The organism is Dactylosporangium roseum, assembly GCF_025264685.1.
GTDB lineage: Bacteria > Actinomycetota > Actinomycetes > Mycobacteriales > Micromonosporaceae > Dactylosporangium > Dactylosporangium roseum.
In genome coordinates this window covers 437,247-449,301 of sequence record NZ_CP073721.1, presented here as the reverse complement: position 1 = coordinate 449,301, position 12,055 = coordinate 437,247, and the positions used below count along the sequence as shown (strand labels likewise).

Genomic DNA, 12,055 nt, shown 5'->3' with positions numbered 1-12,055 from the left:
CAGAGGACAGAACCGCACCGAATTTGCACCTAGTTTGGATATGTACGACATGGGCGACATGAAGTGGGGACCGAGTTGACCACGATCGAGACACACACCGTCGACGTCATCGCCGACGAGCCGCCGACCCGCGGCCGCAAGAGCCGCCTGGTCCTCGGCGCCGTCGCGCTGGCGGCCGTCGCGGGTGTGGCCGGCTGGCAGGCCCCGCGGGTCGTCGACGAGCTGACCAGGCCGCCCTACCTCGGTGCCGACGCCGACAAGGTCGCCGCCGACCTGGGCTGCGACAACTACACCCAGGCAGCCAAGCACACTGACGCCGTCTACACGTACCGCGACCAGGGCACCTGCACCATCAACGGCGTGGTCGTCACGATCACCACCTTCGACAGGACGACCGACGGCGAGACGTTCGCGGCGGTCATGGAGGCCGTGGTACCGGTGCTGCACCCGACCTGGCGGGGCGCGACCTATGCCGCCGGCGCGGGGTGGAACGTCGCCGACGCCCGCAACCTGACCCCGGAGATCGCCGAGCTGGCCGTGCAGCGCCTGGGCACCGGCGCCACGCACGTCATCCCGGCCGGCGCGGCCGCGTAAGGCGTTACAGCCAGCCGATGTCGCGGGCCTTCGCGGCCGCCTCCGGCCGCTGCCTGGCCGGCGCCACCAAGCCCCCACAACTTGACCTCGGCCGATGTCCACCAGGTCGACAGTGCCGCCGGCCGCGCCGCCGGCCACGAGGTGTCGGTAGGTTGGTCGCGTGGCGGACACGGTGGTCGAGATTTACACGGACGGCGCATGCAGTGGCAACCCCGGCCCGGGTGGCTGGGGCGCCCTGCTGCGGTACGGCGCGCGGGAGAAGGAGCTGCGCGGCGGAGAGGCGACGCCGACGACGAACAACCGCATGGAGCTGATGGCGCCGATCAGCGCGCTGGAGGCCCTGACCCGCCCGGCGGTCGTGCACCTGTACACGGACAGCTCGTACGTCAGAAACGGCATTACGGCGTGGATCCCGCGCTGGAAGCGCAACGGCTGGCAGACCGCCGGCAAGCAGCCGGTGAAGAACGTGGACCTCTGGCAACGCCTGGAGGCCGCGGTGGCGCGACACCAGGTCGAGTGGCACTGGGTCAAGGGCCACAGTGGACACCCGGAGAACGAGCGGGCCGACCGCCTGGCCGCGCAGGGCCTCCGCGAGGCACTCGCCGCCCGCTGACCACCGCCCACCGCACCCCGCCCGCCGTGCCCCGCGCCGCCCGCCGCGCGCCGTGCCTCGTGCGTCGATCTTGCAGTTGTGGTGCCGAGACACTCCCTGAATGCCCGGGTTTGTCAGGCACCACAACTGCAAGATCGACGAGGCTTGGCGGCTCAGCCGAGCTTCTTTGTCAGCGTCTCGAACTCCAGGTCGTCGCGCAGCGGCACGCCGAAGCGCTCGTCGCCGTACGGGAACGGGGACAACTCGCCGGTGCGGACGTAGCCGCGCCGCTCGTACCAGGCGATGAGGTCCTCGCGCTGGACGATGACGGTCATCCGCAGCTCCCCGGTGCCCCACTCGTCGCGGGCGAACCGCTCGGCCTCGGCCAGCACCGCACGGCCGAGCCCGCCGCGCTGGTACCGGGGCGCGACGGCGAACATGCCGAAGTATCCGTGGTCGTCGCGGCGCTCCAGCTTGCAGCAGGCCACGGGCGTGTCGCCGACCTCGGCGACGAGCATCACGCCGGCCGGGGCCTCGACCGCCTCGGTCACCATCGCCGCGTCGGTGCGCTGCCCTTCGAGCAGGTCAGCCTCGGTGGTCCAGCCCTCCCGGCTGTCGTCGCCGCGGTACGCCGACTGGACGAGCGCGACGAGGGCGGGCACATCAGACCGGCGGGCGGGACGGAACGTCAGGTTCATTCGTTCAGTATCCCTTGAGGACATGTAACACACCGGTTACGCTTTCGCGGTGCACGACGTCGCGGCCGCCATCGCCGACCCCGTGCGGCGCAGCATCCTGGTGATGCTGCTGGCGGAACGGATCCCCGCCGGCGAGATCGCCGAGCGATTCGCGATCAGCCGGCCCGCTGTCAGCCGCCACCTGCGGGTGCTGCGGGAGTGCGGGCTGGTGCGCGACACGCTGATCGGCCGGCGCCGCTTCTACGAGCTCGACACCGCCCCGTTCACCGAGCTGATCGAGTGGCTCACGCAGTTCACGCGGGTCTCCGGCTGGGAGCACCGGCTCGACGCTCTGGAGACCGAGGTCTACCGCACCCGCCGCGAGCGCCGCCGGCGCGAACCGGCCACCGAAGCAGACGAAGCAGAGGAGCGTTCAGCATGACCCCACCGCCCACCGGCCGGTTGTTTCCCACAGCCACCGGCACGGACCTGGTCCTCACCCGCACGTTCCGCGCACCGCTCGAGGACGTCTGGGCCAGCGTCACGGAGTCCGACCGCACGGCCCGATGGTTCGGTCCGTGGGAGGGTGACGCCGGCCCGGGCCGGACCGTCAAGGTTCAGATGGCCTTCGAGGAGCAGCAGCCCTGGATGGACCTGCACATCGACGCGTGTGAGGCGCCCCGCCGGCTGGCCGTGTCGGCCGTCGACGACACCGGCCGATGGCGGCTGGAGCTGCTGCTGTCGGAGACCGACGGCCGCACCGAGCTGCGCCTCGTGCACCACCTCGACACGACCGACGGCGTCGGCGAGATCGGCCCCGGCTGGGAGTACTACCTGGACATGCTCGTCGCCGCCCGGGACGGCACGCCCCGGCCCGCCTTCGACGACTACTACCCGGCCATGGCGCCGTACTTCGCGGGGCTCGCCCCGGCGCCGACCACCTGAAGGCCTGGCCGGTCCCATCGCCGGCCCGTTGCCCGCAAGGCGCGCGGCCCGGCTCGATGTCCTGGACGCGATCAGCAGGCCGTGCAAAGCCGGTCACCGCGAGGGCGGTCGCCTCGACGAGGCGGCCGCCCTCCGCCACCTCCGCAGCCACCTCGCGGGCGGCGTTTATCCGCAACGGCAGGGGTACAGCCGCCGTGGACGTCCTGCCGCGATGTCCGCACCCGACGCTTCGACCCCGGTGCCCGGCGGTCGACGCGCGGTGCTCCCGTGAGGCGATACGGAGGGAACGGCGTTGGCCACCGATGTTGTGCCGATCGACCTGACGGTCAGCCCGAGTGGCGGCAAACGCAACGTCCTGGGAGTGCTGGTCGACGTCATCGACTACGACGCCGCCGTCGACCGGGTGATCGAAGCGGCGGTGCGCAGGCGGCCGTTCATTCTCACGGCGCTGGCCGTGCACGGCGTGATGACCGGCGTCGGCGACCTGAGGCACAACGCCAGGTTGAACGCCTTCGACGTGGTCGCGCCGGACGGGCAGCCGGTGCGGTGGGCGCTGAATCTACTGCACGCGGCGGGCCTGCGGGACTGGGTGAGCGGGCCGGAGCTGATGCTGCGGGTACTGTGGCGCGCCGCCGTCGAGGACCTTCCGGTGTACCTCTACGGCTCGACCCAGCGGACCGTGGACCGGCTGGCGGCGGCCCTGACCCTGCTGATACCGGGGCTGCGAATCGCCGGTACGGAACCGTCGAAGTTCCGTGCGGCGCTGCCAGGCGAGGAGGTCGAGATCGCCGAACGGATCGCCGGTTCGGGGGCCCGGCTGGTACTGGTCGGACTCGGCTGTCCGCGGCAGGAGTCGTTCGCCCACGCGATGCGCCCGTTGCTGGGCATGCCGTTGCTGGCCGTCGGTGCGGCCTTCGACTATCACGCCGGCCTCCTGCGTCCCGCGCCGCGGTGGATGCAGCGCGCGGGCCTGGCGTGGTCGTGGCGGCTGGCCGGTGAGCCGCGCCGGCTCGCGCACCGATACCTCGTCCTCGGCCCCCGCTACCTGGTGCGGCTCGCCGCTCAGGCGGCACGGCTGTGGGCACCGGCCGCACCGGGGCCCGCTCACCGGCCGGCTGAACTGCCGCCGGTCTGAGACGGGGAGGAACCCGGATGTGTGGCATCGCCGGCCTGGTGATCGGCGACGACGAGCACCACGTCGACGAGGACCGGTTGCGCGCCATGTGCCGTACCCTCGTGCACCGCGGCCCGGACGAGGAGGGCTTCTACGTCAACGGCCCCGTCGGCCTTGCCGTGCGGCGGCTGGCGGTCATCGACGTCGAGCACGGCCGGCAGCCGGTGCACTCGGAGGACGGCACCGTCCACGCGGTCTGCAACGGCGAGATCTACAACCATCGGCAGTTGCGGCGTGAGCTCGCCCGGCGCGGGCACACGTTCGCCTCCGGCAGCGACACCGAGGTCATCCCGCACCTGTACGAGGAGTACGGCACCGGCTTCGCCCGCCATCTCGAGGGCATGTTCGCGGTCGCGCTGTTCGACGACGCCCGCGGCCGCCTGGTGCTGTGCCGCGACCGGGTGGGCGTGAAGCCGCTGCACTACGCCGAGCGTTCCGGCGGCCTGGTGTTCGGTTCGGAGATCAAGGCGGTGCTGTCCGCGGTCGCCGACCGTACGCCGGACCTGCAGTCGTTCAGCGCGTTCCTGTCGCTGATGTACGTCCCGGCGCCGCGGACGATGTACCGCGAGGTCCGCAAGCTGGAGCCGGGCACGACACTCGTGTGGCAGGACGGCACGTCCACCGTCCGGCGCTACTGGGCGCTCGCCGACGTGCCGCGGGACGACGACCTGACCGCCGGCGAGGCGGGCGAGCGGCTGCGCGAACTCGTGCTCGACAGCGTCCGCCGGCAGTTGATGGCCGACGTGCCGCTCGGCTGCTTCCTCAGCGGTGGCATGGACTCCGGTACGGTCGTCGCCGCCGCCCGCCGGGTGCGGCCCGACGCCGAGCTCAAGACGTTCTCGGTGGGTTTCGCCGACCGCTCCTACGACGAGCGGCGCGAGGCCGCCCTGGTGGCCCGCCGGTTCGGCACCGACCACACCGAGATCGTCGTCGAGCCGCGCGCCGAGGACCTGTCGGAGGGGCTGCTGCCCGCGTTCGACGAGCCGTTCGCCGACCCGTCGATGGTCCCGACGTACTACCTGTGCCGCCTGGCCCGGGAGCACGTGACGGTGGCGTTGAGCGGCGACGGCGGCGACGAGATCCTGGCCGGATACCCGACCTACCAGGCGGACAAGCTGGCCCGCCACTACCGGCGCCTGCCCCGCGCGCTGACCGCCGGGGTCGCACCGGCCCTGCTGCGGTTCCTGCCCCGGTCGAGTGCCAGGGCGAGTTTCGACTTCAAGGCGCGGCGGTTCGTCGCGAACGCGCTGGAGGAGCCCGGCCGCAGCCACTACCTGTGGCGGGTCGTGTTCGGGGAGCCGGCCAAGGCGCGGCTGCTGCGGCCGGAGCTGTTCGCCGAGCTGTCCGACACGTACGACACGCATGAGCCGCACCACCGGGCCGGCGCCGGCTTCGACGAGCTGACCCGGTTCCAGTACACCGACACCCACGTCTACCTGCCGGACGACGTGCTGGCGAAGGTCGACCGGCTGAGCATGGCGCACTCGCTGGAGGTGCGGGTGCCGTTGCTGGACACCGCGGTGGTCGAGTTCGCGTTCGGCCTGCCGGGCCGGCTGAAGCTGCCGGGCCCGCGGCCGAAATGGCTGCTGCGCCGGGCGATGAGCGGCATCCTGCCGCCGGAGATCGTCGCGATGCGCAAGAAGGGGTTCAACGCCCCGCTGCCGCGGTGGCTGCGGGGCGTGTACCGGCCGCTTGTCCAGGAGTACCTGAGCCGGGAGGTCCTGGCGCGGCAGGGCTACCTCCGGTTCGACGAAGTACGGGCGATCGTCGATCGACACCTGAGCGGCCAGGCGGAACACGCGCGGGAGATCTGGATCCTGCTGCTGTTCACGATGTGGGCCGAGCAGGAGAAGGCGTACTGCTGGTGATTTACGAGATCCTGAACTACTGGATTCTGCTCGTGACGCTGTTCCTGGCGTTGCTGCCCGCCGTCGTGCTCACGTCGTCGTTCTCCCAGCCGGCGCGGGCGTGGGCCTGCCGGCTGGCCTTTGTCGTCACGGTGGGGCTGATCGTCGCACCGTGGGTCTGGTTGCATCTCGGGCACGACGTGCCGGCGCGGGCGGCACTGATCCTGGTGACGGCGGCGTTCGCGAGCGGGATCGTGCTCAGCGCCGCCACCGCCGGGATCGTGGAGGACAACGCACCGCCGTCGGCGGAGGTGCAGCGGGAGGTGCTCGCCTACCACAGCGCGGTCGTGGTACGGCTGCGCCCGGCACCGCGTGGCAAGCGGCTGATCGACGTCATCGGCGCGCTGCTCGGCCTCGCGCTCACCCTGCCGCTGTGGCCGATCATCGGGCTGCTCGTCTGGTTCGAGGAGCCGGGACCGGTGTTCTTCACGAAGAACTCGGTGGGCCGTGGCGGTGCCACGTTCCGGCAGTTCAAGTTTCGCAGCATGGAGTACGGTGCCGAGCGGCTCACCGGTCCGGTGGCCTCGCCCGCCGGGGATCCGCGCACGCTCCGGGTCGGTCGCTGGCTGCGCCGCTGGCACCTCGACGAGCTGCCCGAGCTGATCAACGTCCTGGGCGGCACGATGAGCCTGGTCGGGCCTCGGCCGCTGCGGACCGTGCTGGTGCGCACCCACCTGCAGACGGTGCCCGGATACGCCGAGCGCCACACGGTACGGCCGGGGATCGCGTGCATCGCACAGATCGAGAAGTTCCACATGTCGCCGCAGGAGCGGCTCGAAAAGGACCTCGCCTACATCGAGCACCAGAGCGTGCGGCTCGACCTGCGACTGCTCATCCGCGCGGCGCTCACCACGGTCCGCGGCGAGCGCCGCTACGACGAGACCCTGCCCGCTCCCGTCATCCCCACCGTGCCCGCGCCGGCGCAGGCACCGGAGCCGCAGGACCAGGAGCTGGTCCAGCCGACGGGCCGCGCGGACGTCAGCCGATCTCCGCGCGACGGACCCGGAGCAGGCCCAGCACCGCCGGCAGCGCGACCCACAGCAGGATCGCGGTGAGCAACCTCGCCCACTCCGTGCCGCGGCTGGCAGAGCCTCGACTTCCTGACCGAGCTCTAGCCGCGGCCACGGACCAGGGGGCGGCTCATCGGCTCTCGGCCGATGGCAGATGAGCGCGACGTCGTCGACGTCAGTGCCGACCCGGTCGGCGCCCCGCGGCGGCGGAGCTACGCGTCGCCCGGGCTCACCAGGCCGGTTTCGTAGGCCAGCACCACCGCCTGGGCCCGGTCCCGCAGCTCCAGCTTGGCGAAGATCCGCGCCACGTGCGTCTTCACGGTCGCCTCGCTGAGGGTCAGTTGCCGGGCCAGCTCGGTGTTCGACAGGCCGCGGCCGAGGAGGGTGAGCACCTCCAGCTCCCGCGGGGTCAGTGCGGCGAGGTCCCGGTGGACGGCGGGCGTCGCGGGGCCGTCGGCCGCGGCGAAGCGCTGCACGAGCCGCCGGGTGATCGAGGGCGCCAGGAGCGCGTCGCCGGTGTCGACCAGCCGTACCGCCGCCGCGAGGTGGTCGGCGGTGACGTCCTTGAGCAGGAAGCCGCTGGCGCCGATGGCCAGGGCGGCGTAGACGTACCGGTCGAGGTCGAACGTGGTGAGCATGAGCACCCGGCATCGCGGGCTGTGCTCGAGGATGCGCCGGGTCGCCTCGAGCCCGTCCATCGTCGGCATGCGGATGTCCATGAGCACGACGTCGGGCCGGAGGCGCCGCTCGGCCGCGACCGCCTCGGCGCCGTCGCCGGCCTCGCCGACCACGTCGATGCCGCGAGCGGTCAGGATGAGCCGGAAGCCGACGCGGATCAGCTCCTGGTCGTCGGCGATGAGCACCCTGGGCGCCGGCGTCATGCGGGGTCCACCGGGATGCGGGCGCGGACGCGGTACCCGCCGCCGAGACGGCGCCTGGCGTCGAGATCCCCGCCGTAGACGTTGACCCGCTGCCGCAGCCCGAGCAGGCCGCGGCCGGCGCCGCCGCCGCCGCGGGCCGCTCGCTCGCCGGTCCCGTCACCGGTGAGCACGCTGGGGCCGGTGTTGAGCACCTCGATGCGCAGGGAGCGCTCCGCGTAGCGGATCGTCACCTCGGCCTTGCCGCCCGGGCTGTGCTTCAGCGCGTTGGTCAGCGCCTCCTGGACGATGCGGTACGCGGTGACGTCGATCCCGGTCGGCAGCGGCCGCGGTTCGCCGGAGATGCGCACGTCGGTCGGCAGGCCGGCGAACGAGATGCGGTCGATGAGCGGGCTGAGCCGGCTGAGGCTGGGCTGCGGCGCGAGGTCGGTGCGGTCGTCGTCACCGCCGTCCGCCGGCGGTGCGAGCAGGCCGAGGAGGTGCCGCAACTCGGTCATGGTGTCCCGTCCGGCGCGCTCGACGGCGGCCAGGGCCGTGACCGCCTCCTCCGGCATGCTCGCGAGCACCTCACGCGCCGCCGACGCCTGGACGATCATGAGGCTGACGTTGTGGCTGACGATGTCGTGCAGTTCCCGGGCGATCCGGGCGCGCTCGGCGTCGACGGCGGTGCGAGCCGCGCTCTCCCGTTCGCGTTCGAGGAGCCAGCCCCGCTGCTCCAGCGCGCGGTCGTGCCGGCGGCGGGCGCGCACGAGCGCGACGCCGAGCCACGCGGCGGCCGCGCAGGCCACCGCGAGGGCGCCGGCGAGCCAGACCGTCGCGGGTTGCACAACCACCACCTTCGCAGACCCCGCCCGGCGCGGCGTCATCCCCGGTGTTCAGCCGCGTACATCCCCGGTATGACACCGCCGGCGGGTTGCATCCGCGGGCCGATGCCCGACCGGGGCCGGCGCCCCTAGCTTGCTGTCATGACCAATGACACCTGCGTCGTCAAGCTGGACGGGGTACGCAAGGAGTACGGCGACACGATCGCGTTGGACGGCGTGTCGCTGGAGATTCACACCGGCGAAGCGGTCGCGGTGATGGGGCCGTCCGGCTGCGGCAAGTCCACGCTGCTGAACATGATCGCCGGGCTGGACCGGCCGACGTCCGGGTCGGTGCGGGTGCACGGGGAGGACCTGGGGCGGCTCAACGAGACGAGGCTGGCGCTGTTCCGCCGGCACCGCATCGGCATGATCTTCCAATTCTTCAACCTGCTCGACGACCTTCCGGCGCTGGACAACGTGGCGCTCGCGGCGCAGCTCACCGGGACGGCCGCCGGACCGGCGCGCAAGCGGGCGCTGGAGCTGTTCGACGAGCTGGGCATCGCGGACCGGCGCAACGTGTACCCGGCGGCACTCAGCGGCGGTGAACGGCAGCGGGTCGCCGTGGCGCGGGCGCTGGTGAACCGCCCGGCGCTGCTGCTGGCGGACGAGCCGACCGGCGCCCTCGACAGCCGCGCGGGCGAGCAGGTGATGGACCTGCTGCTGGACCTCAACCAGATCGGGCAGACGCTGCTGATCGTCACGCACGACCAGCGGCTGGCCACCCGGTGCGCGAGCCGCCTGATCGAGTTCGCCGACGGCCGGATCGCCGACGAGCGCACCCTGGACCGGGTATGAGCGCCGTGTGGCGGGCGGCCCGGGCCGCGGTGCGGCGGCGGAAGCTGCAGACGTTTGTCATCGGTCTGGTCGTACTGCTGTCGACGACCACGATCGTGGTGGCGCTGGCGCTGCTGGACGCGACCTCGGCGCCGTTCGACCGGGCCTTCGCCGCGCAGCAGGGGGCGCACGCGGTCGCGGTGTTCGACCGGTCATCGGTCACCGATGCGGAGCTCGCCGGGCGGCGCACCGGCGTGGCCGCGGCAGCCGGCCCGTTCGAGCAGGTGACACTCGACCTCGGCGAGGGCGCCGGGCCGGGCCCGCGCGGGCCGATGACCGTTGTCGGGCGGGCCGACCCCGGCGGCCCGGTGGACCAGCTCAACCTGTGGAAGGGGCGCTGGCCCACCGGTCCCGGCGAGGTGGTGCTCAACACGCCGCCGGCGGACGGCCGGGGCGCGCCGCCGTGGATGTCCGAGGAGGTCACGCTCGGCGACACCACGTTCACGGTGGTCGGCCGGGCGTACAGCCTCAGCCAGACCGCGGACGCCTGGGTCACACCGGAGCAGATGACCGCGCTGAAGCCGACCTCGGTGCAGATGCTCTACCGGTTCAGCGGGGACGTGTCGACGACCACGGCGGTCGAGGCGGACGTCGCCGCCGTCACGGGCGGGCTGCCCTCCGCCGCCCTGATCGCCGCGCAGCCGTACCTGGTCGTCAAGGAGAAGGTCGCCTCGGACATCGGTATCTACGTGCCACTGCTGGCGACGTTCGGCGTGCTCGGACTCGTCGTCGCGATCGTCATCGTGGGCAACGTCGTCAGCGGTGCGGTCGTCTCCGGGTTCCGGCACATCGGCGTGCTCAAAGCGCTCGGGTTCACGCCGCGACAGGTGGTGGCGGTATACCTCGTGATGGTGTCCGTCCCCGCCGTCGTGGGCTGCGTCACCGGTACCGTCGCCGGCTCGTTCGCCGCCCGGCCACTGGTCAGCGAGGGGTTCGAGGGGCTCGGGCTCGGCGGCGGCATCGGTGCCTTCCCCTGGGTGTGGGCGGCCGGCCTGCTGGGCGTGCCGCTCCTCGTCGTGGTGACGGCGCTGGTACCGGCCGCACGGGCGCACCGGCTGTCCGCGGCCGAGGCGATCAGCGCGGGCAGCGCCCCCCGGACCGGCCGCGGCCTGCGGATCCAGCGGCGGCTTGCCGGCGCCCGGCTGCCCCAGGCGGTCAGCCTCGGGCTGGGGCTGCCGTTCGCACGTCCGGGCCGGACCGCGTTCACCGTCGCGGCCGTCCTGCTCGGCGTGACCACGGTGACGTTCGCGACCGGCCTGGCCGACACGCTGACCCGGGTCTCCGCCATCGAGGATCGGGCCTCCGGGCAGATCGGCGTGCGGCCTTCCGACGGCCAGCGCCGGATCGCCGCCGAAGGTCAGGCGCCCGACCAGGGCGGTCTGCCGTCAGCCACGAGCCGGACCGACGCGCAGGTGGAGGAGTTGCTGCGCGGCCTGCCGGGCGCGGCCCGGGTGGCGGCCGTCGCGGGCCTGACGGTGCCGGCGCTCGGCCAGACGCAGCCGTTCCCGGTGAACTTCGTGCGCGGCGACTACGCGTCGATGGGCTACCGGGACGAGCTCACCGCGGGCCGCTGGATGAGCGCGGTGAACGAGATGGTGGTGCCGTCGAAGGTCATGCGCGAGCGCGGGCTGACGGTCGGCGACAAGGTCACCCTGGAGCTCGGCGGGCGGCGGACGGTGCTGACGGTCGTGGGCGAGACGATGGACGGCGCCCCCGGACCGCCGGCCGCGTTCGTCGACTGGCAGGTCCTGACCGAACTGGCCCCGGACCGCGCCGTCCAGCCGTGGGAGGTCCACTACCAGGTCCAACTGGTGCGGGGTGGCGACGTCGCGGCGTACGTCGCCGCGGTCAGGACGGCCGACCCGAGCATCGACGCGTGGGACACCTCGCATCTCAGCGACTTCGCGGTCACCGTGATCAGCTTCTCGACGGTGCTGGCGCTGCTGCTGTCCACGGTCGCGGCGCTGGGCGTGTTCAACACGGTGGTGCTCAACGTCCACGAACGCCGCCGCGACCTCGGCATGCTGAAGTCGATCGGGATGACGCCGCGCCAGGTGGTGACGATGGTGCTCACGTCGATGGCGCTGCTCGGCGCGGTCGGTGGACTCTTGGGCATCCCGCTGGGCATCGCCGCACACCGGTACATCGTTCCGCAGACCGCCGACGCGGCGCGGATCAGCATCCCGGCGGTGGTCCTCGACGTATGGCACGCACCGACCCTGGTGCTGCTGGCCGTCGCGGGTGTGCTGATCGCCCTCGTCGGCGCACTGATCCCGGCCCGGCGCGCGGCCCGGCTGCGGATCGCTGAGGTGCTCCACAACGAGTGAGCCCGCGCTGACGGTCGGCACCGGTGCGGGCGGTTCGACGGTGGCCACCGAGCTGCCCCCGGATCCTCCACCGTGCTGACCGCTTCCCGTCGTTGATCCTGTTTCCGCAGGTCATCGACCATGCGGCAGGCCGTGAACCGCCTCACGATCGCGCTCTCCACCTTGTCGAACAGGGCTCAGCGCCAGCAGCATGTGCGGACCGGAGGTGGTGCGGCTCGGGCGTGGGGACGCCCGGCCGCGCCGCGGTGGTTGCC

The 12,055-nt window shown here is 72.6% G+C and carries 12 protein-coding genes; 9 read left to right on the top strand and 3 right to left on the bottom strand.

Annotated elements, in window-relative coordinates; translation table 11 throughout:
* Positions 1-75: 75 nt before the first annotated feature.
* Positions 76-594: a hypothetical protein gene (locus tag Drose_RS02005; protein ID WP_260726467.1), complete on the top strand. Its 519-nt coding sequence runs from the start codon at positions 76-78 to the stop codon at positions 592-594.
* 160 nt (positions 595-754) lie between these two features.
* Positions 755-1,207: a ribonuclease HI gene (gene rnhA, locus Drose_RS02000; protein ID WP_260726466.1), complete on the top strand. Its 453-nt coding sequence runs from the start codon at positions 755-757 to the stop codon at positions 1,205-1,207.
* Positions 1,208-1,359: 152 nt separating this feature from the next.
* On the opposite strand, the gene Drose_RS01995 is transcribed toward rnhA, so the two are convergent.
* Positions 1,360-1,884 (bottom strand): GNAT family N-acetyltransferase, encoded by a 525-nt coding sequence (locus tag Drose_RS01995; RefSeq protein WP_260726465.1) that lies wholly within the window; start codon positions 1,882-1,884, stop codon positions 1,360-1,362.
* A 49-nt stretch (positions 1,885-1,933) separates the two neighbouring features.
* Between Drose_RS01995 and Drose_RS01990 the strand changes: the two genes are divergently transcribed.
* The 5 genes from Drose_RS01990 (at position 1,934) to Drose_RS01970 (ending at position 6,944) form a co-directional block, all read left to right on the top strand.
* Positions 1,934-2,305 carry a metalloregulator ArsR/SmtB family transcription factor gene (locus Drose_RS01990; RefSeq protein ID WP_260726464.1) on the top strand — a complete coding sequence of 124 codons (372 nt, stop codon included), beginning with the start codon at positions 1,934-1,936 and terminating at the stop codon, positions 2,303-2,305.
* Complete coding sequence (locus Drose_RS01985; RefSeq protein WP_260726463.1) at positions 2,302-2,808, top strand: SRPBCC family protein; 507 nt, start codon at positions 2,302-2,304, stop codon at positions 2,806-2,808. Before Drose_RS01990 ends, Drose_RS01985 begins: the two co-directional genes overlap by 4 nt.
* A gap of 292 nt (positions 2,809-3,100) precedes the next feature.
* Positions 3,101-3,943: a WecB/TagA/CpsF family glycosyltransferase gene (locus Drose_RS01980; protein ID WP_260726462.1), complete on the top strand. Its 843-nt coding sequence runs from the start codon at positions 3,101-3,103 to the stop codon at positions 3,941-3,943.
* Positions 3,944-3,960: 17 nt separating this feature from the next.
* Positions 3,961-5,850, top strand: a complete 1,890-nt coding sequence (gene asnB / locus Drose_RS01975; RefSeq protein WP_260726461.1) for an asparagine synthase (glutamine-hydrolyzing) — start codon at positions 3,961-3,963, stop codon at positions 5,848-5,850.
* Positions 5,847-6,944, top strand: a complete 1,098-nt coding sequence (locus Drose_RS01970; RefSeq protein WP_260726460.1) for a sugar transferase — start codon at positions 5,847-5,849, stop codon at positions 6,942-6,944. Before asnB ends, Drose_RS01970 begins: the two co-directional genes overlap by 4 nt.
* 167 nt (positions 6,945-7,111) lie before the next feature.
* On the opposite strand, the gene Drose_RS01965 is transcribed toward Drose_RS01970, so the two are convergent.
* Together Drose_RS01965 and Drose_RS01960 are read right to left on the bottom strand one after the other, a co-directional pair.
* Positions 7,112-7,780 carry a response regulator gene (locus tag Drose_RS01965; RefSeq protein ID WP_260726459.1) on the bottom strand — a complete coding sequence of 223 codons (669 nt, stop codon included), beginning with the start codon at positions 7,778-7,780 and terminating at the stop codon, positions 7,112-7,114.
* Positions 7,777-8,565, bottom strand: a complete 789-nt coding sequence (locus Drose_RS01960) for a sensor histidine kinase (RefSeq protein WP_260729572.1) — start codon at positions 8,563-8,565, stop codon at positions 7,777-7,779. The genes Drose_RS01965 and Drose_RS01960 overlap by 4 nt, the downstream gene beginning before the upstream one ends.
* A gap of 177 nt (positions 8,566-8,742) precedes the next feature.
* Between Drose_RS01960 and Drose_RS01955 the strand changes: the two genes are divergently transcribed.
* Together Drose_RS01955 and Drose_RS01950 are read left to right on the top strand one after the other, a co-directional pair.
* Positions 8,743-9,435: an ABC transporter ATP-binding protein gene (locus Drose_RS01955; protein WP_260726458.1), complete on the top strand. Its 693-nt coding sequence runs from the start codon at positions 8,743-8,745 to the stop codon at positions 9,433-9,435.
* Positions 9,432-11,801: an ABC transporter permease gene (locus Drose_RS01950; RefSeq protein WP_260726457.1), complete on the top strand. Its 2,370-nt coding sequence runs from the start codon at positions 9,432-9,434 to the stop codon at positions 11,799-11,801. The genes Drose_RS01955 and Drose_RS01950 overlap by 4 nt, the downstream gene beginning before the upstream one ends.
* Positions 11,802-12,055 lie beyond the last annotated feature (254 nt).

Coding starts and splice junctions, on each gene's coding strand:
- Drose_RS01995 (WP_260726465.1), bottom strand. CDS start 1,884: ATGAACCTGACGTTCCGTCCCGCCCGCCGGTCTGATGTGCCCGCCCTC.
- Drose_RS01985 (WP_260726463.1), top strand. CDS start 2,302: ATGACCCCACCGCCCACCGGCCGGTTGTTTCCCACAGCCACCGGCACG.
- asnB (WP_260726461.1), top strand. CDS start 3,961: ATGTGTGGCATCGCCGGCCTGGTGATCGGCGACGACGAGCACCACGTC.
- Drose_RS01965 (WP_260726459.1), bottom strand. CDS start 7,780: ATGACGCCGGCGCCCAGGGTGCTCATCGCCGACGACCAGGAGCTGATC.
- Drose_RS01955 (WP_260726458.1), top strand. CDS start 8,743: ATGACCAATGACACCTGCGTCGTCAAGCTGGACGGGGTACGCAAGGAG.
- Drose_RS01950 (WP_260726457.1), top strand. CDS start 9,432: ATGAGCGCCGTGTGGCGGGCGGCCCGGGCCGCGGTGCGGCGGCGGAAG.